The organism is Bacillus sp. TCT6 (assembly GCF_056033845.1).
The window spans coordinates 3,105,838-3,132,598 of record NZ_JBVYHX010000001.1 but is presented as its reverse complement, the minus strand read 5'-3'; the positions used below and the strand labels follow the sequence as shown (position 1 = coordinate 3,132,598).

General features: G+C 31.1%; 20 protein-coding genes and 1 pseudogene. 12 read left to right on the top strand and 9 right to left on the bottom strand.

Translation table 11 applies throughout. The annotated features are described in order from the left end of the window. Nucleotides 1-12: 12 nt before the first annotated feature. The 6 genes from AC0ONG_RS15945 to AC0ONG_RS15920 form a co-directional block, all read right to left on the bottom strand. Complete coding sequence (locus tag AC0ONG_RS15945) at nt 13-762, bottom strand: sugar phosphate nucleotidyltransferase (protein WP_000864426.1); 750 nt, start codon at nt 760-762, stop codon at nt 13-15. A 563-nt stretch (nt 763-1,325) separates the two neighbouring features. Continuing rightward, nucleotides 1,326-2,000: a papain-like cysteine peptidase gene (locus AC0ONG_RS15940; protein WP_001046794.1), complete on the bottom strand. Its 675-nt coding sequence runs from the start codon at nt 1,998-2,000 to the stop codon at nt 1,326-1,328. Between the two features lie 410 nt (nt 2,001-2,410). Continuing rightward, nucleotides 2,411-3,538, bottom strand: a complete 1,128-nt coding sequence (locus AC0ONG_RS15935) for a Ger(x)C family spore germination protein (RefSeq protein ID WP_136997152.1) — start codon at nt 3,536-3,538, stop codon at nt 2,411-2,413. Continuing rightward, a complete protein-coding gene (locus AC0ONG_RS15930; protein ID WP_000527367.1) occupies nt 3,535-4,638 on the bottom strand; it encodes a GerAB/ArcD/ProY family transporter in 1,104 nt (367 codons plus the stop codon). Before AC0ONG_RS15930 ends, AC0ONG_RS15935 begins: the two co-directional genes overlap by 4 nt. Before the next feature lies 1 nt (nt 4,639). Further along, entirely contained in the window at nt 4,640-6,133 is a 1,494-nt protein-coding gene (locus AC0ONG_RS15925; RefSeq protein ID WP_000055704.1) for a spore germination protein, read from the bottom strand. An 819-nt stretch (nt 6,134-6,952) separates the two neighbouring features. Continuing rightward, the gene (locus AC0ONG_RS15920; RefSeq protein WP_001204206.1) at nt 6,953-7,996 is read right to left on the bottom strand and encodes a Fic family protein; all 1,044 of its coding nucleotides are present in this window, start codon (nt 7,994-7,996) and stop codon (nt 6,953-6,955) included. Nucleotides 7,997-9,286: 1,290 nt separating this feature from the next. Here AC0ONG_RS15920 and AC0ONG_RS15915 point away from each other — a divergent pair. Next, complete coding sequence (locus AC0ONG_RS15915; RefSeq protein ID WP_000769024.1) at nt 9,287-10,663, top strand: lytic polysaccharide monooxygenase; 1,377 nt, start codon at nt 9,287-9,289, stop codon at nt 10,661-10,663. A 272-nt stretch (nt 10,664-10,935) separates the two neighbouring features. On the opposite strand, the gene AC0ONG_RS15910 is transcribed toward AC0ONG_RS15915, so the two are convergent. From AC0ONG_RS15910 to AC0ONG_RS15900, 3 genes are all read right to left on the bottom strand, one after another. Beyond that, nucleotides 10,936-12,351, bottom strand: coding sequence for a phosphatidylinositol-specific phospholipase C (locus AC0ONG_RS15910; protein ID WP_016098781.1), 1,416 nt, complete (start codon nt 12,349-12,351; stop codon nt 10,936-10,938). Between the two features lie 414 nt (nt 12,352-12,765). Then, entirely contained in the window at nt 12,766-13,335 is a 570-nt protein-coding gene (locus AC0ONG_RS15905; protein ID WP_000782791.1) for a hypothetical protein, read from the bottom strand. A gap of 745 nt (nt 13,336-14,080) precedes the next feature. Then, nucleotides 14,081-15,367 (bottom strand): glycosyltransferase family 2 protein, encoded by a 1,287-nt coding sequence (locus AC0ONG_RS15900; protein WP_001183018.1) that lies wholly within the window; start codon nt 15,365-15,367, stop codon nt 14,081-14,083. Nucleotides 15,368-15,650: 283 nt separating this feature from the next. On the opposite strand from AC0ONG_RS15900, the gene AC0ONG_RS15895 reads away from it, so the two are divergent. The 11 genes and pseudogenes from AC0ONG_RS15895 (at nt 15,651) to AC0ONG_RS15845 (ending at nt 26,738) form a co-directional block, all read left to right on the top strand. Next, nucleotides 15,651-16,418 carry a glycosyltransferase family 2 protein gene (locus AC0ONG_RS15895; RefSeq protein WP_001124407.1) on the top strand — a complete coding sequence of 256 codons (768 nt, stop codon included), beginning with the start codon at nt 15,651-15,653 and terminating at the stop codon, nt 16,416-16,418. A 4-nt stretch (nt 16,419-16,422) separates the two neighbouring features. Further along, nucleotides 16,423-17,826: a CDP-glycerol glycerophosphotransferase family protein gene (locus tag AC0ONG_RS15890; protein ID WP_001280559.1), complete on the top strand. Its 1,404-nt coding sequence runs from the start codon at nt 16,423-16,425 to the stop codon at nt 17,824-17,826. 213 nt (nt 17,827-18,039) lie between these two features. Next, entirely contained in the window at nt 18,040-19,065 is a 1,026-nt protein-coding gene (locus tag AC0ONG_RS15885; protein WP_000465155.1) for an SDR family NAD(P)-dependent oxidoreductase, read from the top strand. Beyond that, nucleotides 19,062-20,024, top strand: coding sequence for a dTDP-glucose 4,6-dehydratase (locus tag AC0ONG_RS15880; protein ID WP_000699376.1), 963 nt, complete (start codon nt 19,062-19,064; stop codon nt 20,022-20,024). Before AC0ONG_RS15885 ends, AC0ONG_RS15880 begins: the two co-directional genes overlap by 4 nt. Continuing rightward, complete coding sequence (gene pseC / locus AC0ONG_RS15875) at nt 20,024-21,229, top strand: UDP-4-amino-4,6-dideoxy-N-acetyl-beta-L-altrosamine transaminase (RefSeq protein ID WP_000251480.1); 1,206 nt, start codon at nt 20,024-20,026, stop codon at nt 21,227-21,229. The genes AC0ONG_RS15880 and pseC overlap by 1 nt, the downstream gene beginning before the upstream one ends. Continuing rightward, nucleotides 21,230-22,225 (top strand): cytidylyltransferase domain-containing protein, encoded by a 996-nt coding sequence (locus AC0ONG_RS15870; RefSeq protein ID WP_000679359.1) that lies wholly within the window; start codon nt 21,230-21,232, stop codon nt 22,223-22,225. Nucleotides 22,226-22,264: 39 nt separating this feature from the next. Beyond that, nucleotides 22,265-23,365 (top strand): UDP-2,4-diacetamido-2,4,6-trideoxy-beta-L-altropyranose hydrolase, encoded by a 1,101-nt coding sequence (pseG, locus tag AC0ONG_RS15865; RefSeq protein ID WP_098437283.1) that lies wholly within the window; start codon nt 22,265-22,267, stop codon nt 23,363-23,365. A 1-nt stretch (nt 23,366) separates the two neighbouring features. Further along, nucleotides 23,367-23,927 carry a UDP-4-amino-4,6-dideoxy-N-acetyl-beta-L-altrosamine N-acetyltransferase gene (gene pseH / locus AC0ONG_RS15860; protein ID WP_000884084.1) on the top strand — a complete coding sequence of 187 codons (561 nt, stop codon included), beginning with the start codon at nt 23,367-23,369 and terminating at the stop codon, nt 23,925-23,927. Beyond that, complete coding sequence (gene pseI, locus AC0ONG_RS15855; RefSeq protein ID WP_000073381.1) at nt 23,920-24,969, top strand: pseudaminic acid synthase; 1,050 nt, start codon at nt 23,920-23,922, stop codon at nt 24,967-24,969. Before pseH ends, pseI begins: the two co-directional genes overlap by 8 nt. A 767-nt stretch (nt 24,970-25,736) precedes the next feature. Then, nucleotides 25,737-26,577: pseudogene (locus AC0ONG_RS15850) on the top strand (FtsW/RodA/SpoVE family cell cycle protein). Beyond that, nucleotides 26,553-26,738: an FtsW/RodA/SpoVE family cell cycle protein gene (locus tag AC0ONG_RS15845; RefSeq protein WP_367399326.1), complete on the top strand. Its 186-nt coding sequence runs from the start codon at nt 26,553-26,555 to the stop codon at nt 26,736-26,738. The pseudogene AC0ONG_RS15850 and the gene AC0ONG_RS15845 overlap by 25 nt, the downstream one beginning before the upstream one ends. Nucleotides 26,739-26,761: the final 23 nt, after the last annotated feature.

The window sequence follows — 26,761 nt, the reverse complement described above, 5'->3', positions numbered from 1 at the left end:
CAGTCCTCTCCACTAAAATTTATTAGGATTCCAACTTTCATCTACAGTTTTTAAATCTTTAGGTGTATCGACACTAGCCCAAAAGTCATTGTGTTCATAGACTGCGAGCTCATTGTCTTTTATTAAATTGCGAAGAGGATCTTCTTCTAGAACACAATCATCACTATCACCTAAATAATCGAATATTTCTTTGTTAAATACAAAAAAACCGCCATTAATTACTTCATCAAGTAATGGTTTTTCTTTAAAATCAATAGCAATTCCATTTTCGACCGTCAATAGGCCATATTGACTATTTTTTTTAATTCCAGTTAATGTAGCAATTTTTCCTTTTTCTTTATGGAATGCTATTAGTTGATCAATATCTATATTTGCTAATCCATCGCCATAAGTTAATAAAAAGGTTTCATCCTGTACAAAGGGTTCAAGTTTTTTTAGCCTTGCCCCGGTCATTGTATCAATTCCTGTATTTATAAAGTGTATATTCCAATTTTCTAATTCCTGAAGTAGCGTATATTGATTGGTTTTAAAATTCAAACTAAAGTCATTCTCTTTCCAGCTAAAGTCCATAAAATATTCTTTAATTTTCTCACCTTTATATCCTAGGGGCAAAATGAAATCAGAATGTCCATATTTTCTATACCAATTCATTATATGCAAGAGGAGAGGCTTTCCTTGAACTCGAACTAATGGTTTGGGAATGTCCTCTAAAATTCCTTGCATCCGAAGCCCTTTTCCGCCACACAAAATTATGACTTTCATAAATTTCTTTCCTTCCTCTCTATATATTTTACTAATTTAAACTATGTAGTTTGTTTGATAAATGTATACACGGTTGTACCATAATGACAATCAACTAAAAAATATATGTTAGATTTATAATTCAAATGCTGATTAAACGTGAAGAATACGCACTGTAGTTTATTCTCAATCTTATGTAAATTAGGTTATTCTAAAATCAATGCTTTATTTTATTTAATACTAATGAAAGAAATTACTTGTTTGTAAGATAAAAGAAGGGGAGGGGAATCAAGGGAATTAAAGAAGCTTATAATGAAAAATCTAAGAAGGAAATTAACTATTTAAAGGAAGAGTGAACAAATATTACATTGTAGATTTTACAAATTTAAAAAAGAGCACCGTATAAAGGTGCTCTAGTGATGGAATCAATTTTGTAAAGAACCATTTATTCAATAAAGAAGGACTTATGAGTTATTATATGAACGGTTTATTAATTAAGTGTGTATCAATTAGATGGGAATTTTATTTCTCTACACCTATTTCAATTTACTGGAAAAATCATGTTAAAAGTAAGAAGAAAAGTATTAAGTTAATGTTATTTTATTTAAAATATAATTCCAATCGGAATCATCACCTTCCCATCTATCCTGATAACGTGGGAGTTCAATTGAACAAACCCTCGATATTCCCCAATTTTGTTCAACGATATTAGATATATCCTCCTTAAAATTGACAATAAGAATATTAAAATCTTTATTTGTAATTTCGGATAATACGTTTTTTAATTCAACCGCTTCATCTCGATTTCCCCAAATCCTAATGAATAAAATTGATTCACTACTATTTATTTTTTCAAGGAATCGATTAATTCTAGTGTCTAATTTAGCTTTAAAAGAAGGATAGGTTGATTTCCAATCCTTTTCTGAGTCAATAGGAAAGTCATGCATTGAAAAACAATTATAATAAGTGTCCTTTATACAATAGGTAATTCGTTCTGCCCATTTAGTTTGATTATCAAATTCTGATTCAATAAGACCGTAACTTTCTGAACCTTCTATGACCATATTTTCCAACTTCATAAATTTTTCAAATCGATTTTGAAGTAATCTGTTTACATCTGAAAGTGATGGATAATAAAACCAATCTAAAGGTCCAGAAAATGTTCTTAAATGGTGCCTTTTGATTTGGTTAGTGACTTGACACAAGCCTCCTAAACTTACAATTACGCCATAGGATTTTTGTATATCATCTAGGTTCATCCTCATCATCCTTTTTAAAAGTAATTTAAATTATCTATTCAGTATATGATGCAATAACATATTGATGTGGACATATATATCAAAGTACATAGAGCTAAGACATTGGTATAAATTTGAAAAGTCAAAATCCCTAAGTTAAGGGGTTATATCTTTAATGTTATATCATTGAGTTGCTATTGGGATGAAAGTTGGTAGGGATTATACTCTCCAGTAACTTAAATTAGAAACCAGTTCTTGATTACTACAGTAAAATTGTTGTGCCTTTAAAAGAATCCTTAGATAAAAAAGAAAAATCTATTGGTTAGCATTTAACCAGTAGATTTTTCTTTGAGTTATTATCTTTTACATAATAATTATAGAAGATGGAAAATTCCACTTAGAAATAATTTTAAGCAGAAGAATAGACTAGTCTAATTTCTAATGGTTCCAGTATCTTTTATTTTGACGTGTGTCTTTACATTTATTTTAGCCTCTGCTAACGCTTGCAACCAATTTCCTTTTACTTTTTTCCACTCTTTATATTGAAATGCTCTAGCATATTGGGATAATCCGATTGGATCAATTTTATTCTGCTGTATTTCATATAACATATTTTGTGAATTATTATTAATTTCTTTTTGAATAGCACTTTTTAAATTATTTATATTTTTTTTATTATCATAGTGCCCTTTAATTGAATTCGGATTGGTTTTTTCTATTAAAGCTACATTAGCGTAAATATCGAGATTAAATACAAACTTTCCGTTTTGAAAATTAACAACTACCTTCCTTGTCGCGTTCTGTACGAATATAGAAGTGTTTGTTTTTTTGTTGGACTTTTTAGGAGGAAGCGCAAGGTGTAGTATCATTCGCCCGCTACTTTTTTGCTTATTTATAAGATTGAAAAATTTAACATCTTTTTTAGGGATATGAGTTAAATATTTCCCTTTTCGATTTAAAAATGCAATTCCTACTGTATCGATTTCATTCTTTGTTTTTTTGATAATTGGAACAGTTTGCGTCATTCCTTCTTCATTTTGTTCTCTCATTAATTGTTGAATTGTAGAAGAGACGGATTGGTTATTTTGAATTGACGATTCGATTACACCATTTATATAAGATGAAAGTGATGGTTTACTAGGCTTATGAATTGTAAAAATTTGTTCTGCAGGTCCATCTACAAGTACTACTTTAGCATTAATGGTAGCGTAAGGGTCACGGTAAGAAGAATCAAGCTCCTGCAACCAATTTGCTTCTTGCGCTAATTTTTTTCCAATTAAAATGATTTCAGCTTTGGAAGCTGTCATAAAGCCCGTTAACTTCGTATCTATCTTACTGAATCCAGTATATACAGTTGATGCTTGTGTCCAATGTTCTATAGTACTTTTTTGCTGTTTATGATGAAAGAGTGGTATGCTTGTTCCAACTTTTATGTCTCCATTAGGGGTTCTATCCAAGCCAATTAACAGGATTAATGAAACCTTCTCAAGAGGAATTCTCTGACTACAACCAATTATATATACACAACAAATTACAATCCATATCCATTTTCGAATCAAAGTTGTTTCCTCCTAGTAATCCAAGTAAAAAGAATACTGTAAGCGAAAAATAAGATTGGTAATAGAATAAAGAAAACGACATTTAAGATATCCATAAGAGAATATATAAACAAATATTGATCCACATCGGGATTTAGGAAAATAAATAGGCCAACTATAAATAACATAAAAGCAAGCAGCGCCCAATTGCGGGCGTTTTTTTGAAGTGAAATGGCCACAGATTCAAAACTGAAAAATAAATACGGATATATCGTAGTGGAAAATACAATTAAATAGTAAGCGATATATATAATTTCTAATCGTTCCATGAAAGAAAAACGAACCCCTTTTAACAGATGAAATACTGGCCAGATTACGTCTTTTATCCCCTCTGGACTAAAGTATATATAAGAAAGAATAGTAACATATAGATAGAAAAACATGGTTCCAGTATTCGCTATTAGTAGTCCTTTTATGGCTTTTTGCTTTTTTTGTAAGAATGGATATATATAATATGCAATTTCTAGGCCAGCATAAGGAGTAATGGTTTCTTTTGTTGCCTTTACAATAGGGTATAATCCTTCTTTAAATATAGGTAGTAGGTGTAAAGGATTGTAGTTAGTCTTTAGTGAAAAAAGAAGAAATAGTGGCATCCAAGTAGTGAAGAAGAAAACAAGCATAGAATAACTAGTAAGAGCCCTTAACCCACTCAGGGTTAAAATAATAAAAGGTAATAGTAATAATATGGTGATTTGATAAGCAGGAGTGGAAGGGAATATCCACACTTTTACAATATCGGTTGCCTTTAATAAAGTATTAAATCCAGCAAAAAATAGATAAAAGGCATATGCAAGAAAAAGAATTGTCCCTATCCATTTACCAAAGTATGTTTTTAAGATTTGTGAGAAATTTTTGTTAGGATTTTTTTGTAACATTAATATAATAAATACCCCGATTATAGAAGTAACTATCCATCCGAGAATGATCGAAATCCAGCCATCTGTGCCAGCATTAGTAGCAAGGGGGCTTGGCATAATTAACATACCAGATGCAAGTTGAAGCGAATGAATGAAAATAATAAATTCGAATAAAGTTACTTTTTGGAACTTAAGATTTCCCATGTTAACCACCTTCTTTTTTCTTTCTTTGTTTCGGCTGTCCTGTACTCGAGCGGGTGGTAATCATCGAAATAGGAAATCTTACAAAAGAATCTTTTAACTCTTGGAGACGAAATGGTGCGATTGGCATTCCATATGGTGAACCATAGGAAGTTAGTGAAACAAAATGAGCAAATAAAAGCATTAATCCACTAACAATACCTACAATCCCATAAAAGTAAGCCAATAACATCATTGGAAAACGGATAAGGCGTATAGAACTTGATAAATCATAATTAGAAACAATAAATGAAGCAATGGCTGTAATAGATACGATAATAACCATAACGTTACTAACAAGACCAGCTTGAACAGCCGCCTGTCCAATTACAATCCCTCCAACGATTCCAATAGTTTGTCCAATTGGTTGTGGTAAGCGAATGCCAGCTTCACGTAGCATTTCTAGTGTAATTTCCATTATAAAAGCTTCCAATAAGGGGGAGAAAGGGACTTTGACTCTTGATGTTGCAATAGAAGTGTATAAGTCTATAGGAATAATTTCAAAGTGAAAAGAGACTATAGCAATATAAAATGCGGGTAAAAAAATAGCTATAATAAATCCTGCAAATCGTAATAAGCGAAAAAATGATGCGATGAGCCAATGAATATTATAGTCATCTGGGGTTTGAAAAAATCCAATCAAATTCATAGGAACAACCATTGCACCAGGTGATCTATCCATTAACACTGCTACTTTCCCATCAAGTATATGATTTGAAATGGCGTCTGGGCGTTCGCTTAAATAAGCCTGTGGAAAAGGAGTCCAATTTTGATCTTTTGTATAATTAGATAGCTCTCCAATACTTAATACCGCATCTGTTTTGATTTTACAGATTCTAGTTTCTATTTCTTGGACTACATCTGCGTTTGCTACATCACCTAAGTAAATTAAATAGACTATAGAAGTGGCTCGTTCTCCAATCGTCAGCTTTTTGATCTTTAACTCTGTAGAAGGAATATATCGACGAATAAGACCTATATTTTTTGTGGCATTTTCAATAAATCCATCATGGGATCCTTTAATAGTAACTTCTGAAATTGGCTCTTGAATCGCCCTTTCTGCCCAGCCTTTTGTGTTTATTAGAAGTGACCGCTTTTCTCCCTCCATAAACAGTACACATTGCCCCTCAAGTAACCCTTCTTTAATTTCATTCCATGTATATACTATTTTGGTATGAGTAGCAATAATATTAGAATTAAATATTTGACTGTCTTCATTTACTTCTTGTAATAATGGTGTAACAACATTGGTTTTTAATGCAACACCATCTGTAAGGCCTTCAAAATAATATAGTAAAATATTCGTGTTTGTTTTTAATTGCAAAGGATGTTCAATTAAATCTGCACTAATATCAAAGATATTATCTAGTGTATTTTTAAGTTGTTTTAAGTTACTTGTTTGAATCTTTTCAATGGTTTTATCTGTCTTAGTTTCTAAGGTCTCTTCATTTAAGGACAAAATTGACACCTCTTTAATATATAACGATTAGTTGTATTTATTATTTTTATATGATTGAATTTTATTCACTAATTTAAACTAATTGGAGATAAGAATTAATAAATTTGATGTGCTATATTATTAATTCAATAATTGAGAGCAAAAAGCAGATGTAATTTGTGTGGAAATTTAAGTATTAAGATAGAATTGAAATTTGAATGATTATAATAAAAAGAACCCTTGATAGGTTCTTTTTTAGTTGGTAAATATGTTGTCAACAATAGATGGCGATAAAGGTAGTAATTTAGATGTCTTTATGTTAATCAGCTAAATTTTGTAGGAAGAATTCATTTTTCATTTATTTGGGTGTTCTAGTGTATTTGAATTTTGCGCACTAACAAATTTTGTTTAGGGACAAAATGCATTTTCTTAATTATCAGAAAAAATAGCGCAACAAAATTCCTATTAATTATTTTGGTAGGTATCAAATATTTCTTTGGCCTTATTTTCTTGATATTACCGTACGTTTATATGTTTCTAAGGGAAAGAAATACTTTCATGTTACCATCTATTGTTTGATTAAGATGGTAACATGAAAGTGAAACGTTTACAACCAGAAAATAAAGAAAAAATATTAAAATGCGACTTTTTTCGACAATTATTCTATGTTTATATTTAATTTTATTATAGGAAAAGGCGGAGGGAAGCGGACCTTTTCCTATAAACTGTTTTGTTGGAATTAGAAATAACTAAAAAAGTAATAATAGCTTAAAATTAAAATGAAATTCAATGATAAAGTTATTATTGAATTTTTGAACCTCAGGTGTCTTGAAAGTATGGTCAAATTTTAATCCACTTTGCATTTCTTCCTTTTGTAACTAGCTTAATATGGCCAAACAGTTGCAAGGAATTTAAAGCCTTACTGATTGTACTCTCTGCAATGTCTGGATAAGTGTTACGAATACTTTCTTTAGTAAAGGGTTGTTTTTGTTTAAGTATAAAATCCTGAATTCTCTCAACTTTAGTATGTTTACATATAGAATCTAGAACTGTGTTATGAAGATCTTTGTAAGCCTCTAATATAATGGTTAAAAACGTTTTTAACCAAAAGCTATTATTATGTTCCTCGCAGTACCAATTCACCGAAGATTTATAAATCGAATTGTAATAATCAGATTCATGTTTCTTAATATATTTATCCAAACATACATATTTTACAAATGTATGTCCACTCTTAATTAACAGCAATTGCATTAACATAAATGCCAACCTGTTATTACCTTGATTGAAAGGGACTATGCAATAAAAATTTAATATAAAACGAGCTATTAATAAAAGTGAATGAAGCCCCTTACTAGTATTTAATGAGTTGTATTGATCACATAATTGCTCCATAAACTGTGGAATAAGTTCATGTGGAAGAATGCGGTAACTATTCAAATGCATTCCATGTTCTGGAATTCCTGGAATAATAAAAGGTTTTTCACGCCATTTGGCACTGTCAGAGGTAATGTAATGTATTAGTTGAAAATGTAATTCCTGTATAGTTGCTGGATTGATTAATAAAGTACAGGAGTTTTTATGTACAAAAGAAAGTGTTTGATAATAGCAAAAAATAGCATCTTCCGAAATATTTTGAGGTACGATATCATCTAAAATAAGTTCTTTTAATCTTTTATTAGGAACTTTTATATCCTCGTAAATAGTTGTGAAATTTTTTATGTAATGTAGTGGTATAGTTTTTTCTAAGCTATTAAATATGTCCTTGTTTTGTTCCTGATAAGCAGCTAATTTTCCTTTGAATTCGCTAATTTCACTTATTAAATTTATTAACCTCCTTTTCAATTCAATATTTTTATACTTATCATCAAAAAAGTCTCTCATTTTTGTTCCCCCTGTAACCCCTTAACACGTTGTTGCATATATCTTTCCATTCTAAAGGTATTCCACGACATCATTGTAAAATAACGACATTTTCTTTCTGATTTTAAATATATATCAGAATCTATATTTTTATTTAACAATTAAAACATGGAGATTATAAAGAAGAATCGTTAGGATTCAATTTTAATAGGCATAATCCTAACATCAAATGTACAAATGTACAATAAAAAAATAAAAAATATAAAACTATCGACTCTTTTGAAAGATTATTTAAAAGGGTTTTAAGAAATTGTAGGTATAGAGTGCTTTAGTTTAGCAGTAAATATTGAAGTGGTAATAAAGTTTTCATAGGTAATCATAAAGTAGATAAACTATTAATTTGTGACAATTATGTGTCTAATCTATTATATACTTTTATGAGAATTCTAAAATTAAATCCTAAAGAGCTGAATTTTCTATATTTATCATAAAGATCAGAAGAGGTGTGTTGATGAAATGTATCATTTTATATAAAAATATGTAACGTTTAATACTCGTATTGTAAAATATTTTGACATACGTTAATTTAAATATTAGGTACAGGAACATTTAATAAAAACTCAGTACTAAAATACCCTTTAAACGTTTCACCCTAAAATCGTTCTCAAGCACACTGAAGTTCATCCTTTGTTTCTGTGCCTTATTAGCTAAAAATAACATAACAAATTGTTAAAATGTGATAATTAAAAATGGGATTTTAAATCTTTTCTCTTTTCTTAAACGTTAACAATCTCTTGATAATCTGTTTAAAGTAAGGAAATACAGGATAGAAAATAGCTATTAATAAAGAAAATACAGTTAAGCTAGATACCTTAAGCTATTTTATGAGTAATTAAGCGTTAGTTTGAATTAGTAGGGGTATTATATGTGTTTTAACCTCAAGTGTATATGTTTAAGGTTAAAGGATTTGTGAGTGGTATAAAAGCAAAAAAGTCTGGAAGAAACGGATATAATCGGTTTCTTCCAGACTTTTTTGCTTTTTGTAATATAAAAAATTTATTTTTCCTATATGAGGAATTTTTTTTGTTTTAATATTTGAATTTTTTGTGAAATTAAACGGAGTTTTTATTCTTCTTTTAATACATAATGTTACAAAATTGCGTAATTGTATTTACTTTATTTTTATAGGAGATTAAAAATAATAATAAATGTACCAATTTATGAGAGATATTAATATATTAATTGATGATTTGTTCGTTTATCCTTATATTGCTATTATATTAGCGAAAGCAATATATTGGGGGGACAAAAATGAAATTGAAATTAACATCTAAATTGGAAAGATTAAGAACAAGTAAAAAGGGGATTGGTGCTTGTGTTTTGGCTGCAGGCATGACGGCAATCACAATGGCTCCTCAAAGTGCGTATGCACATGGGTTTGTTGAAAAGCCGAGTAGTCGTGCTGCTTTATGTAGTCAGAATTATGGGGTATTAAATTTAAATTGTGGAAATGTAATGTACGAACCTCAAAGTCTAGAAGCACCTAAAGGATTTCCAGATAGTGGACCGATTGATGGGAAAATCGCTTCGGCAGGAGGGTTGTTTGGAGGTATTCTTGACCAACAAACATCAAATCGTTGGTTCAAAAACACAATTAAAGGTGGAGTAAATACATTTACATGGAAATATACAGCAGCACATTCTACAAGTAAATGGCATTATTACATTACAAAAAAGGGATGGGATCCTAACAAACCATTAACACGTGCTGAATTAGAACCAATCGGAACTGTGAAACATGACGGTTCGGCTGCATCAAATAATTTAACACATACAATTAATGTACCAACTGATCGTAATGGTTATCATGTTATTTTAGCTGTATGGGATGTAGCAGATACGTCAAATGCTTTTTATAATGTAGTTGATGTAAATTTAGTAAATAATGAAACTCCTGATACAGTAGCTCCAAGTCAACCAACTGAATTAAATGCCTCTAAAGTTTCTGCCAATAGTGTTGAAATAACATGGAAGGCTTCCACTGATAATATAGGTGTAAAAGAATATCAAGTGTTACGTAATGGAGAAGTAATTGATACGGTACCAGGTACAACTTTTATTGATAAAAAATTAAAAGCAGATACGGAATATACTTATACAATAAAGGCATTAGACTCTGCTGGAAACATATCAAAAGAAAGTGAAAAACTGAAGGTTAAGACAACACATACAATCCCCGATATGGAGGCTCCAACTCAACCAAAAGGATTACATAGTATGGGTACAACATCGACAACTGTTGATTTAATGTGGAGTCCGTCAGAAGATAATGTAGGTGTTGACCATTATATTGTATATAGAGAAAGCGCTGGGGTTATGAATAAAATTGGAACAGCGGCTAATACATCCTTTATGGATAAAGATTTGAAGGCTAATACATCGTATAATTATGTAGTGACGGCGGTTGATTTAGCTGGAAATGAATCTAGTAGAAGTGATGTTTTGAATGTAACAACAAAGTCAGAGAATTCCGCATATGAAAAATGGGATGCAAGAAAAGCATATACTAAAGGTGATAGAGTAGTACATGAGGGGAAAGTGTACGAAGCGGTTCAAAATCATCAAGGAAATGGCGACTCAAATTGGATTTTTGCTTTATCGCTTTGGAAGCCAGTTTTGAATAAATGATAAGCTGAAAAAGATAGTTTACAATTTTGGATTGCTCTTTAAAAATTAAGGGCTGTTCCAAATATAATTATCTAATGGATTAAATGATATGTTAATAAAGTGAAACTGTAATCAGTGGAGGTTTTGTTCATCCCCCACTGATTATCAGCCCTCACCAATCGGGCTTTTACGGGCGCCCGTTAACGCGGGATAAAATTTAATCGCTATCCTAATGTTTACGAAATGAAATTAAAAAAAGAATCCCAATGGAATTCCATTGGGATTCTTTTTTTCTAATTTGTAATAGCGTAAATTTTCACTGTGAATTTGCTAGTGGCACCAATTGGACTTGCAATATAATATTTAGTATTTGTGTAAGCTTCAGTCTTAGATTCATGTGAAATATTTTTCCAACGAGTGGAATCTATTCCCAGGGAAACATCAATCATTACATTGAAAGAAATAGTAGAAGGATAATCTTTTTCTGAAGGCTCAATAACCCATTTTAATTCTTTTGTACCTACAGGTAAACTATCAATTTTAAAGTTTTGGCTGGATCGATTTTGTTGCCCTGATAAAGGACTAGATTCAGATGCTATTTGCGAAATTAATATTTCTTTTTCATTTGAATGTATACCATTTAATTTAATGATACTATCAATTAAACCTGGACCAGGAAAATCAGCTGCGATGATACCAGAATGTTTAATTGCGCCTTGTTGTAAGAGTTCGGTCCCAAGTATATTCATCCCCCCATAGTATACTTGTCCGTTTCTATCGCGAGGGAAATCACTCCACGCATTAGTGGAATTCGTTTGAATCAATTTAGGACTACTGTCAGTATTTCTGCCTTCTTTTCCGCTTGCAACAAACCAAGGATATACATTATTTAAAAATGCGGCTGCGCCCCCCGTACCACTAAAATGGTTGAGGTAAATTTTTCCATTATTAAAGTTAGTATTTGTATTTTGTAGATGGTTTTTTATCGCAATCCATTTTGTGTATATTTCGTTTGGTCCGCTTCCAATTTCAAATTTATCTTGTATATTCAAACCTTCGTAATCAATTCCGTACAATTGAGTGGATGTAAAGTTTTGTAAGATTACAATTTTCCCGCGGGTATCTCCTAAAGTAGGATTATTTCTATCTGAAGTTTGTACGGAATTAGGATCCCAAAAATATGAAGCATTAACGTTTTTGTATTTTAAAAATATCTCCTCAAATGATAGAGATCCATTTTCAGGAGTAGTTTCTTCTTTTAAGCGCATTAATATTGTTTCTGTTGGATGAGCTTTTAAAAATTGAATGGTCTCTTTCAATACATCTTCAAACACAGCTTTTTGATTTACAACACCATGATACATTGCAAAAGAATCTTTTACACGTTTAACACGCATATCTACATATCGAATTCCGGAATTTAATTGTTGGGATAAACTCATAGTTTGATTTCTTGTCAAATTTTCATCAATAAAACTTGCTCCATGTAAAGCCATTGTACCGTGAGTCCCTGGAATAGATATTTCACTTATTTTTGTTGAATCTTCTATTTTCGCCATCCACGATGGATTTTGATACCCTATATTGGATTCATAGGAGTAACCTGGATGACTATTAGCTAAAATAGTAGATGGTGTACTTAAACTTGCTAGTGTAATACAAGTAAGGATACTAATTTTAAAGAAATTTCTCATTTTTATTTTGTTCATTTTTTCTCTCCTGACCTTTAAACAATTGTTAGATGATTTTTTACTATATTTATTGTTTTTCATTCTTAAGATAATAAATTTTTGTATTTGAAAATAATTAACAATAGGGGGAGTAAGTTATTTGAGACTTTAATAATTTGTTATTATAAATTGTCTCTAATAGCCAAATGGATTATTGAAAAATCGAAGTATAGCCTCCCAAAAAAACAACTGTTTATTGCATTGAATACAAACAAAACAGAAGTCCTAAAAAAGACTTCCATTTTGTGACATATAATGAATAATAAGGTGGTAAACAAATCAAGATAATGTGATTGAGTGGTAAAAATTTATTAATAGCTGTTTTAGAATCTCTTATAACAAGGCTGATTACAAAAAGCGGATCTCTACACTGCTAATAAAAATTGAAAAATTCTACTCATTAAAACTTAGACTAACTACAGTTGCAATTGATTGGGCTGCATGTTCCCAGCTTCCATCTATAACTTTACCAATTTGCTGACCAAGTGTATTTAAATCATTTGGATTAACTGGAATTCCATTATACGCAGCAAGAATTGATAAAAGTGGAGCGGCAAATGGTGTCCAACCACCTCTATCAATATTAAATACAGGTTTATCTAGTACCTTTCCATCTTGTACTGTAAACTCATAATAAAATTGATCATCTGGACGAAAACTTAAATGATGAGAAATTTGCCCCTTAACATATTTTTTTCCTGCACCTAGGTTTACTACTTCTATTTCTTTTACATTAAATTCATGTTCAAATACTTTAATTTTTTTGACTTCTGGACCATTTAAGGCAGCTTGAACGGCTGTTTCCAAATTATTTTGTGCCAAAGGTTGAATACTCGATTGTGCCTCTTTGTGTTGAATAGGAGCCTCTTTTTCTGCAGCAAACACCGAGGTAGTAGGTAGTGCACCTGTAGCTAACGTAGCGGCAAGTGCTGTTGTCATAATGATTTTTCTTTTCATCTTCATAGTTTTTCTTCCTCTCTTAAAGTTATGATATATAATCTTTTAAAGACTGACACGGTGCAATTTTTTTCATAATGCACGTAAAAAATTAGTTTAAGAATTATGTGAAATCTTGTCAGAAAATTAAAGTTAATTATATATGTATTTAAGATGATATCTATCTACACATATTTTTTCAATTTTTAGATAAATGAAATAGTAATGACTTCTTAAGAATTAATTTAGCACCTTGTTTATCTAGAAAAGTCCTATAAACACATTTAATTCATAGTAAAAGTAATATATTTGATATTAAATGTCTTGCATAATGCGATAAAAGTTCACAATTTTTTTATCATTATATACAGAAAAAGGTAACGAAACTTAAGCGATATGTAATACTTGTCATAGTTGTGAATTATGTAAATCTATTTAGTGTAACAGCTAAGATGTTAGATCTTGTTTTTCTTAAAAACATTACTTATTCGGATTCATGAAAAGGATTTTAATGGATTAGTTTGATTTGATATAAAAAGAGGACGCATTTTTATTTGCGTCCTCTTTTTATGATAATTTATTTTACAAGTTAAGAAGAATCTTTGATCATCTAAATAAATTCTATCACCCTATTAGGAGATGCTAGTAGAACAATATGGACTTTTATTTAGTTCATTTTCTAACAGTTCGTTTAATTCAATACTATAGGCAAGCATAGTACTTAGTTCAGAACCTTCTTCTATTGTTTTATTGATAATACTCTTTCTTGGTACTATTCTAAGTATTTTTCAGCTAGGTAAGAGGGGTATGTTGAAATAGGAGGGCCCATCTTAAAGTAGGATAAATTGGTCTTTGAAATCGGTATACAGTTCTTTAATAAATATAGTTTTTGCAATATATCTTTATCTATGGGATGAAGCATATAATCTGTCATGATGAAATAATTGTGATGGTAGATAAATACTTTTCCTTCTGGTAAAACCGCGTGACGAGATAAATTTGGATAAATAGGTGGTCCATCTGAAAATTGATTTAAACTACGTTGTGAAACTTTAATAATTTCTTGAACTGAAAATTTAAATTTGCGAAATGCAATGGTGTCAATAAATGGACGTTTTTGATTATTTTCTATATAAAATAACTCTCCTTTTTCACTTTGCACAACCCGTAGATTTGGAATTGACTCTGTAAGGGTTATGGGGGGCCCTTCTGTATATTTGTAGATAAATGGATCGGGAATTAAGACAATTTCATTTTGATTATATTTGAAGTAAGAAAGCATATCTTTCGAAATAAGCCTGCGTTTAAAGTTATCAATTAAAAATACTTTACCTTGTGAATTACTAAATAAAATACCATTTAAATCTTTTGAAGGGAGGTTAGCATATAGGTTTTGGAAAGAGAATGGTGTTTTAAAAGTAATATCGAGCACTTTGTTAATGGGATAAAAAGGTTGAAATGTATTTAGGCGTTTCCAAAACATTGCATCTCCAGCAAACCAATATAAAGGATTTGTATCCCAATATCCACAGTACTTTTCATAGACTTTTAATAATATTCTTCTAGTATGCATAATTGAACAATGATCTACAACATTAGCAGCTGTATATAAAATTTCCGAAGCTTCTCTCACAAATTCATTTGTAGGTTGTAGGTTATAATCAACATATTTTACGTATTGGGAAGAGTAGACTACATCAATTTCAGGATGTTTTTCTAAGAAAGACAACATTTCAGCTAATCTGTTTGGAAGGTATATAGTATCATCTGTTAAATAGCAAATATAATCCCCACAAGTTAATGGTAGTGCCTCATTGATAAGTGTTGCATATCTTGTAGTTTTATATCGTTCATCATCTTGTATAAAACTATTCGTATAAGTAATTCGAGGATCCTCTAGATAATTTTTTATGACATTTATAGTTTCTGGACAGGAGTTATCATCCATAATAAAAAGTTCCCATTCTTTATAAGTTTGCATTAGAACACTTTCAATAACTTGATTAATTAATGATGGCTTATTATAACTAGTAAGGATAATTGATATTTGGGGTTGCAAAGTCTTCACCTCTATTGAGAATATTGAATGTGTTTTTCTAGTGAAATCTAATAATTAAAGCTTTATCGACACTTTCTTTTTTATACTTAAATAATTTATGACTTTTTCATAGATATGGTATGGACTATAGTGGAGAAAAAAGAGACATGGGTGAATATAAATACTGCTATTAATTTTTTATAGATAAAGAAACCTTTTTTAAAATTATCGGAACGGTTTGTCCTTTCTATTTATATAATAACGTAACTGTTTTTGTATTTATTGATAAGGAGGAGAGAGAGATTTGCCTAAAATTTCAGTTATAATGACAAGTTACAATAAGCCTGCGTTTGTTGAAAAATCTATATTAAGTGTATTAAACCAAACCTTTCAAGATTTCGAGCTTTTTATAATGGATGATGATTCAGATGAAATGACCCAGAAGGTGATTCAACCATTCATAAATAATGAAAATGTACATTTTTATAAAAGTAATGTAGCTCATATTTCTGAAAGGACAAAAAAAGTAAGATATGCCGCTTTAATTAATGAGGCACTTAAGCATGCTAAAGGAGAATATATAACTTATATTACAGATGATAATCAATATGAAGAAGAACGTCTTAAAAAGATGTCTAGTTATCTTGATGAGAATAAAGATGTTCAAATTATTTATTCTGCATCAAAAACGATTCATATAGATGAAACAGAGATGCCTATTAAAACGGTTGAGAGACCTGCAAAAAAAATTACGAATAATGCTCCATGTACAATTGATCATTGTTCTATTATGCATAGAGCATCTGTTTTACCAATTCTTGAAAAAAGGTGGAATTCTTATTGGGATGAAGATCCTCAGTTTTACCGGATAGGAGATGCACGCTTCTTTTGGAGATTAAATCACTATTGGGATTTTTATCCCTTAGATGAAATTTTAGATATCAATTATATTACTCCCCATTCAATACATGCGCAGTTATTTGCAGAAGAAAAAAATGAATTTGTGCAATTATTACCACCACAAAGAACATGCAAAGAATTAAGGGAAGACTTAAGAAGAAAAAGAGGGTGAAAAATTGAGTGACATTTATTTGAAAAATTACTGGCTATTAAATTTAGAGTATATAAATATTTTTTCAAGGTTAAAGCATTATAATATTCCTTTACCATTACTGAGTAATTTTTATCAATATTTAGATGAAGATATAAAAAATAAAATGAAAGATAATAATTTTTACAAGCAATTGTCAATTGAGCCAATAGCAGAAACACAGTTACAGTTAGAGTTTGAAAAAATAATGTCTGTATTTCAATCAAAAATAAAAAGAAAAAACCAAAATGGAGCAATCCTCCTAAATTCAGATTATCTCCGTTTTTCAGTAAGTAACTTTACTCACTTTAATCCAAATCAAACAAAGATATTAACTAGATCAAAAAAGACCGAACTCTATGGTCTTCCTACAGTTTGTGCACCAGATTATATAAATAAATCTGCTAATACCGCACATGTTTTTATAGAAAAAGCTAAAGAAATCTTTTTAAAGTTTAATAAGCACCCACTATTTTCAAACCTCTTTTTTCAAAAAAAATTACTAAGCGACCTTCCTATCATGATTGAGAAACTTAATATGGCTCATTTTATTTTTAAAGAACAAGATATTTCTGGTGTGATTGTCGGTACTACGGAAGATATAACAAGTAGAGCTCTTACTTTTCTTTCTAGTAGTGAGGGTATACCGAGTTATTGTCTGCAGCATGGTGCAGTAATGGGGGAAGAAGCATACTTTCCGGTTTTCGCAACAAAACAGGTCGTATATGGGAAATATGAAGAAGATTGGTACCTTCAAAAAGGGGTCAGTGAATCTCAAATCGAAATACTAGGGCACCCCAGATATGATGAGATCTTTGATAGAGTATATATGGATAAAAAGAATCTTTTTAATAAATTAAAAATAGATCCCTCTACAAAAGTGGTTTTTATTGCAACCCAGCCATTTAAAACTTCATTTTATACTGAATTGACAGAAAAGTTAGTGGAAGACAAAAATATTACGGTTATTATAAAACCACATCCTTGGGAAAAAGGGCGTAATTTAGTGGGAGAATATATTAAGTTAAGTAACTTATATCCTAATGTTAAATATATAACAAATGAAGTAAACATATATGATGTTATTTTACATGCAAATCTTGTGGTTATCTCAAATTCAACAGTGGGATTAGAGGCAATGTTATTAGATATACCTGTAGTTGTTTATAAATCTTTATTAGAGGAAAGGGATTATAAATATTACGATACATTAGATTGGCTTGTAAATCATTCTATGGAGGATATGACTAGCACGATTAAAAAGGTTCTAAATAATCCTTTACAATCAAATTTAGCAAAAGAATTAAGAAGAAAATTTATTAATGAAAACTATCCGCAAGAAGCATGCACAAAAAGATTAATAAATTTAATTCAAATTGAAAAAGATTAAAATCGTCACCATTTATAAATATTTGAAGTAAAAGATTATATCCTCAGTTTTCAATGATTAATATGTATTTTAAACTTGCAATAGAAACGTATGTTTCTATATCCGGCAAACTAGTTTATCTCTCAACAAATGGATTGCCTATGGAATTACAAACAAGTTGAAGAGAGTTTTTTTGCTAAAATTATTTTTTAATATGAGGAGGTATATATTTTCATGTTTTTTAAAGATAAAAATGTTTTAATTATTGGTGGAACAGGAACAATTGGAAAAAGCATTCTTTCTAATGTTCTACAGGAAAAGCCAAAAGTGGTAAGAGTTTTTAGTAGAAGTGAATACAATCAATTTTTATTACAAGAAGAATTTAGGGATAAAAATCGAAATATTCGTTATTTAATTGGGGATATTCGTAATTATGATCGAGTATTTAGTGCGATGGAAAATATTGATTATGTATTTCATGTGGCCGCGATGAAGCATGTTTCGTTTTGTGAATATAATCCGTTTGAAGCAGTTTTGACCAATATTTTTGGAACACAAAATGTAATAAAAGCGGCAATTGCTCAGAAAGTAAAAAAGGTAGTTTTTACAAGTTCTGATAAAGCGATTTCACCAACAAATAATTACGGTGCAACAAAATTGACTGCTGAAAGATTGATTACGTCAGCGGAATATTCAAAAGGTTCAAGTGAAACGACATTTACAAGTGTTCGCTTCGGAAATGTGATGGGATCAAGAGGCTCTGTCATTCCTTTATTTGAAAATCAAATTAAAGAAAACCAAAAAATAACTGTAACGGATCTTAGTATGAGTAGATTTATGATGACACTGAACCAAGCAACTATGTTAACAATTGAAGCAATGAAAATAGCAAAGGGTGGTGAAACTTTTATATTAAAAATGCCAGTTATTTCATTAAACGATTTAAGTGAAGTGATGATAGAAGAAGTTACAAAGTTATATGGATTGTCCAAGGAGAATATTAAAATTGAAGAAATTGGTTTAAAACCGGGTGAAAAAATGTATGAAGAACTTATGACACATGATGAATCTTTACAGGCTTTTGAATTACCAGATATGTTTATCATTCCTAGCCCATTAAAAAAGGGTACTCAATATGAAAATGCAAAAAGGGCGAAGGCAGGCTTTTACCGTTCTGATAATCAAAATGCTATTTCAAAAGAAGAGCTTAGAAATTTAATATTAAACCAGCAGCTATTAACAGGAGGGGAGAAAATATGAAAATATTAGTAACTGGTGGTGCAGGTTTTATTGGTAGGTGGGTTGTAAAGAGATTATTGCAGGATAAGCATGAAGTATGGATATTAGACAACTTAGCAAATTCAACTACTGCAAATATTACCGAGTTTGCACACGATCTAAATTTAAAACAATGCATTCAAGGAGATATTAAAGATAAAAAATTAGTTGCTCAATTATTTGAAAATAATTCATTTGACCTTTGTTATCATTTAGCAGCGAGTATCAATGTTCAAGATAGTATAGATGATGCTAGAGCAACTTTTGAAAATGATACAATAGGTACTTTTAATTTGCTAGAACAATGTCTTAATTATGATGTCAAAATGGTCTTTATGAGTACTTGTATGGTATATGATAAAGCTACTAATATACAAGGGATATCAGAATTAGACCCAATTAAACCAGCCTCTCCATATGCGGGATCAAAAATTGCTGCTGAAAACATGGTTTTATCTTACTATTATGCTTATAAGCTACCAGTAGTGGTTATTCGCCCATTTAATACGTATGGTCCATTCCAGAAAACAGGTGGGGAAGGTGGGGTTGTTGCCATTTTTATAAATAATAAATTAGATAATGTACCACTGAATATATATGGGGATGGAAAACAAACGAGAGACCTTTTATACGTTGAAGATTGTGCAGATTTTGTTGTGGCAGCAGGATACTCTGCAAAAGCAAATGGTCATATTATCAACGCTGGAACAGGGCAAGATATATCCATTAATAAATTAGCAGAATTGATTTCGGGAAATAAAGTAAGCATTCAACATGTAACTCATATCCATCCGCAAAGTGAAATTCAAAAATTATTATGTAACTATGAAAAAGCAAAAACAATATTAAACTGGGAACCAAAAGTTTCTTTAGAAGATGGAGTTATTAAAACAGAAGAGTGGATTAAATCTTTAAAAATTAATCCTAAGGAGAAAGAGTAATGGTAAGGGGAATCCTCGGTATGCATGGAGGAAAGCCTGTTAGAGAAACTTATTTACCATATGGCCAGCAACAAATTGATGAATATGATATTCAGGCTGTTGTAGATGTATTAAAAGGGGATTTTTTAACAACAGGACCAATGGTTCAACAGTTTGAAGAGGCTATAGCGAAATATGTGGGAGCAAAATACGCTGTTTCCTTTTCAAATGGTACAGCTGCATTGCATGCTGCCTGCTATGCAGCAGGCATAACTGAGGGAGATGAAGTAATTACAACTCCGATGACATTTGTAGCAAGTGCAAATTGTATTTTATACCAAGGGGGAAAGCCGGTATTCGCTGATATTGACAATGGAACATATAACATTAGTCCTAAATCTATAGAGGAAAAGATTACAAACAAAACAAAGGCTATTATTCCCGTACACTTTACTGGTCAGCCTGTAGAGTTAGAAGAAATACAAAAAATAGCAAAAGAAAACAATTTGATTATCATTGAAGATGCAGCCCACGCATTAGGAGCCACATATAAAAATAAAAAGATTGGTTCAATTGGTGATATGACAATGTTTAGCTTTCATCCGGTGAAACATATTACTACCGGAGAGGGGGGGGTAATTACCACAAATAATCCTCTGTTTTACGAAAAACTTTTTCAATTCCGTACGCACGGAATTGAAAAGAATCCTCGAAATCTTCTTGAAAATCATGGGCCTTGGTATTATGAAATGCAATTCTTAGGTTACAACTATAGAATAACGGATATACAAGCTGCTCTTGGCTTATCACAGTTAAATAAATTAGACTCTTTTATTAAAATTCGAAAGAAATATGTAGACATTTATAATAAAGAATTTAGTTGTTTATCTGAAATCATCATACCAAAGCAATTGCCTCAAACCGATTCAAGCTGGCACCTTTATATTATTCGTTTAAATACTAAATTATTAAAATGTAATCGAAAAGAAGTTTACGAGGCATTACAAAGAGAAAATATCGGTGTGAATGTGCACTATATACCGGTACATTTGCAACCGTTTTATCAAAAATTAGGTTATGGAAAAGGTATTTGTCCGCAAGCAGAAAATGTATATGAGGAAATTATTACGCTGCCTCTATTTCCTAAAATGACAGAAGCTGATGTGTGGGATGTAATACAAGCTGTGAGAAAAGTTCTTTCGTTTTATAGAGTTGCTAAAAATTAAATGAAAGGGGTGTTATTAAAATTGCAAAACCAAAAATTGTTAAGAGCAGTTACAAAAGGTGACATTAAAAAAGGAGAGATTATTACAGCTAATAAAGTAACAATGGAATTAAATGTTGTAGAAAATGCGCTGACCGAGCTTGAAGCAGAGGAATTATTACCTCAGGTAGCTGTATATAATTTGTCTGCAGGTACCCCAATAACAAAAGAGGTTATTGAACCTCCAAAGGTAGTAATAATTGTACTTTGCCGCTTAAAATCTACTAGGTTACCTTTAAAGGCAATATTGCCAATACACGGAGTTCCTTCCATTGAACGATGTCTTATAAATACATTAGCTATTCCAGGAAAACACCAGGTCATACTTGCTACTTCAGATATTGCACAAGATGACCCTTTGGAAAAATTTAATTTAGACGGGAAAGTTAAGATTTTTAGAGGTGATCCAGAAAATACCGCTGATCGCATGTTCCAAGCTGCAAAACAAGAAAATGCAAATATTGTCATACGGATTACAGGGGATTGCCCAGCTGTGTCACCTGAAATAAATACTTTTTTACTAGATGAACATTTGAAAAGTGGTGCAGACTATACACAGGCAGAGTTAAGTACGTTACCTGTTGGAACAGCAGGTGATATTTTTACATTAGAGGCAATCGAACGATTACTACAAACCCCAAAACCTTTAACTTATGCAGAATACCTTCCGTTTTATTTTATTAATAATCCACATTTATTTCGTATCAATGTAGTGAAACTTCCTCCAGCAGTTTGTTATCCTACTTGGAGGTTAACATTAGATGAACAACCAGATTTAGATATGTTCAATGAACTTTATAGAGGTCTGAATGTAAAATCTAAACCTTTATTCTTTCATCAAATAAAAGATTACATCCTTCGAAACCCTGAACTTATTGAAATTAATAGTCATGTAAAATTGAAATGGGCAAATCAACAATCATTAGTAGATGAGTTAAATAGAGAAACGATATTATAAATTAATAAATTGTAGTGCTTTTAGTGAGGAGGGAGTATCTTGCTTGAGAAAAAAATTGCCTTTCGCGCCGACGCATCTATTGAAATAGGTACCGGTCATATTATGCGTTGTTTAACACTGGCCCACGAGTTACGGAATAAAGGTGCTCAAGTATATTTCATTTGTCGTAAGCTAGAAGGTGATTTACATCAATATATTTTAAATAAGGGATTTTGTGTGTTTGTATTAGATGGAGATGGTGAAAATACAAATTTCTTAAGTTCAGAACACGGGAGTTATTTAAATTGGCTCAAATATCATTGGTTTGTTGATGCACAGCAGACCAATGATATTTTGTCGCAACTTCCCAAGTGTGATTGGTTAATCGTTGATCATTATGGATTAGATAATAGGTGGGAGTCTGCTTTAAGAAAAAGTGTAAGAAAAATTATGGTAATCGATGATCTTGCAAATCGAATGCATGACTGTGATTTGTTACTAGACCAAAATTTATACGATAACCCTAATGATCGCTATAAAGATTTAATACCAGAGCACTCATTAGTAAAATTGGGGCCTAAATATGCTATATTACGGCCAGAGTTTCATGCTGCTAAGAAATTTTCACGAAAAAGAACAGGAGAAATTGAGAGGATTTTTATTTTTTTTGGTGGGCATGATGTAACAAATGAAACATTAAAAACATTAAGAGCCTTACAAAATATAAATCAAGATAACTTAAAAATAGATGTTGTGGTAGGAAGCCAAAATCCGCATAAAGAGGAGATTCAAACTTATTGTAAGAGTGTTTCTAACGCTTCATATTATTGTCAAATAGAAAATATGGAAGAGCTTCTCGTACGAGCGGATTTAGGGATAGGAGCTGGAGGAACAACCACATGGGAACGCTGCTTTCTTGGATTACCTTCTATTACAATTACAACTGCACAAAATCAAATTGAAGTAACCAAGGCTGTAGCAAAGGTTGGAGCTACATGGAATATTGGTACAGCTGAAAGTGTTTCGGATAAAGCAATTATGGAATGTCTAAACAAACTTTTATCAAATTCTAAAATAGTGAAAGAAATGTCTAATAAAGCTCTTTCTATACAGTGTGCCAGTAATTCAAATGAAATAGCAAAAAATATTTTAGGAGGATAGTATGTTAGATATTGAGGATTTTCAATTGGAAAGGTTAGAAAAGAAAGATTTAGAACTTATTTTAAATTGGCGGAATGCAAAAGAAATACGTTCAGTTATGTATGAAGATCATCAAATAACAATAGACGAACATTTAAAGTGGTATGAAAAACTCGTAATGGATGAAACAAAGGTTGCAAGAATATTAATATATAAAGAAAAACCAATTGGATTTGTTAATTTTACAAAAATAGATGAAATGAATCGAACTTGTTATTGGGGATTTTATATAGGTGAAAAACAAAGTGTAAGACGTGCCGGAACTGTATTAGGTTTATTAGCATTAAATTTTATTTTTGAAATTAAAGACATACACAAAGTATATGCAGAAATAATAGAATCAAACTGTATTAGTTTAAATTTTCATCAGAAACTTGGTTTCCAAGAAGATGGAAGATATGAAGATTATATTTATAGGGACAATGATTATATAGATGTCATTACAATGACCTTGTCCCGTGAACAATGGGAGGAAAGAAAAGAAGCTATAAAAATAGAACTTGAAGGTGAAAAAAATGAGTAATGTATATATCGGAGGTAGAGAGATTGGCAATAGTTTGCCACCATTTATTATTGCAGAAATGTCAGGAAATCATAATCAATCATTAGATAGAGCGTTGAAAATTGTAGAGGCAGCTGCGGAGGCCGGGGCACAAGGATTTAAAATTCAAACATATACACCAGATACAATGACTTTAAATATAGAAAATGGTGATTTTTCAATTCACGATACGAAAAGTTTATGGAAAGGCAAATCACTTTATCATTTATACAAAGAAGCATATACACCATGGGAGTGGCATAAACCAATTTTTGATCGCTGTATAGAGTTAGGGATGATACCATTTAGTACGCCTTTTGATGAAACAGCTGTAGACTTTCTAGAGACATTAAATGTTTCATGTTATAAAATTGCATCTTTTGAAAATACTGATATCCCCCTCATACGTAAAGTAGCCGCAACAGGAAAACCAATAATTATTTCGACAGGTATGGCTTCAATTGCCGAACTTGATGAAACAGTAAGGGCTGCGAGAGAAGAAGGGTGTAAAGAACTAATTCTATTAAAATGTACGAGTACGTATCCTGCGTCTCCAAAATCTACAAATATAGTTACCATACCTCATATGAAAGAGTTATTTAAATGTCAGGTGGGTTTATCTGATCATACACTGGGTGTAGGAGTATCTGTAGCGAGTGTTGCCTTTGGGGCCACAGTAATTGAGAAACATTTAACGCTCTCGAGGTTGGATGGAGGAGTTGACGCTAAATTTTCAATGGAACCAGCTGAATTTAAATTATTAGTAAGCGAAACTGAAAAAGCATGGGAATCTTTGGGGAATGTATATTATGGACCGACTGATATAGAAAAAGATTCTTTAAAATTTAGAAGATCATTATATGTAGTAGAAAACATAAAAGCGGGAGAATTCTTTACAAATGAAAATGTTAAAGCTATTAGACCAGGGAATGGCTTATTACCAAAACACATATCCAAAATTATTGGGAAAAAAGCGAATAAGGATATCGAAAAAGGGACGCCTGTTTCATGGGATTTAATTTGATATCGAGGAAATGAGAGTGTTTATAGAAAGATTTATAACAAAAATACTATTTAAGTAGAGAATAAATTTTAAAGGCCCTGTTTAAAAACAGGGCCTTTAAAAAGGGCATAATATTTAACAACTGAAGGTACCTTCATATTACCATTATTGGAATATCGATACCATATGTTAGGTGTTGAGAAATAAAAAGTTCATTCGGTACAACAAAGTGGCCAGCGAAGCTAGCTAAACACTTGTTGCACAAAAGAAAATTAGGCCCTGAAAGTAATAGATATGTAACCTAAAGTTACATTTATAGTGTTAACAAGCTTGCATATATTATACGAAAAGGTATCTAGTAAAAAATTTATTTTGTAGAAATAAAAAATAAATTGTCACCGGATCACCTTTTGATAAAACAGCGTACTTTCAAACATAATATATTCAAATCCTTATGATATATGTAAATAAAAGAGCAGCTAGTGAAAGCTAGCTGCTTAATAAAGAAAAGAGAAGAACTACAGGGACGTTTAAATGAGTTCTGGCTTTCGCCTATCTTTAGTATTGACGGAATGTTTAGTTTTATGCTGAAAAACTTAAGAAGAGCATCTATAAAAAGACCTCTTTAAGGAAGAAATGAGATATTGAAAAGTGAATTAGGTTTTTAAAATTCAAGAAAATATATGACTATTTCATTATAATGTGACGATGAAACATAAAATAGTAGTTAACAAACTGGCCAGTATGGAAGCACAAACTTTGCATTTCAGCAAGGTAGGAACTATTTAATTGGTTTTGTACTGTTAATATTAGTTGCAAGTATTGAGTGGGATCAATGGCAAAATTTATCTTGTCCAATGTATATTATTGGATTTGCATCAATTGTTATATTAAAAATACTACCAGAATCAACATTTACTCCCGTTAAATTGGGAGCAAAAAGATGGTTTCAATTTCCTGTTATTGTTCAAATTCAACCATCGGAGTTTTTCAAAATTGCACTAATTATATTTGTCGCAAATTTAGTAATGAATCATAACGCTAAATATATGATTCGGACATATAAAACTGATTTCCTGTTGGTTGGAAAAATTATGTTAGTCTCAATTCCTCCTATTGCTCTGGTATATAGCCAGCCAGATACAGGGATGGTGTTCTTATACGCAGCATCTATTGTATTTATTCATATCAGGGATTCAAAAGAAATTAATTGCATTTTGTACATTCATTCCGGTAACTCTACTATCTACATTAATATTTACATACGTAAGATATCCAGATTTTTTCTTTAAAGAATTAGTTACTAGGTTAAAACCTCACCAACAATCACGCATTATAGGTTGGCTGAATCCAGCTGAAAATACAGATCAAGGGTATCAAACGCAACAATCTCTTTTAGCTGTTGGAAGTGGCGAATTACATGGAAAAGGATTTGGTCAAGGAAGTGTATATATTCCTGAAAAGCATACTGATTTTATTTTTGCTACCATCGCTGAAGAAGGTGGATTTATAATAGCGGCTCTCGTTGTATTGGTCTTGTTACTTCTTATATATCGAGTAACTATAATTGCATATTCAGCAGAGAATCTGTTTGGTACATTACTATGTGCGGGGCAATTAGTGTTCTAACACTTCGAATCTTCGAAAATATTGGTATAATGCCAGTAAAAGGAATTGCACTTCCTTTTTTATCATATGGAGGAAGTTCACTGTTTTCAAATATGATAATGATCGGGCTTATCTTATCGGTGCATAAAAATTATAAAAAATACATGTTTCAAGTGAAATAAAAGTTAAGAATATGTTATAGATT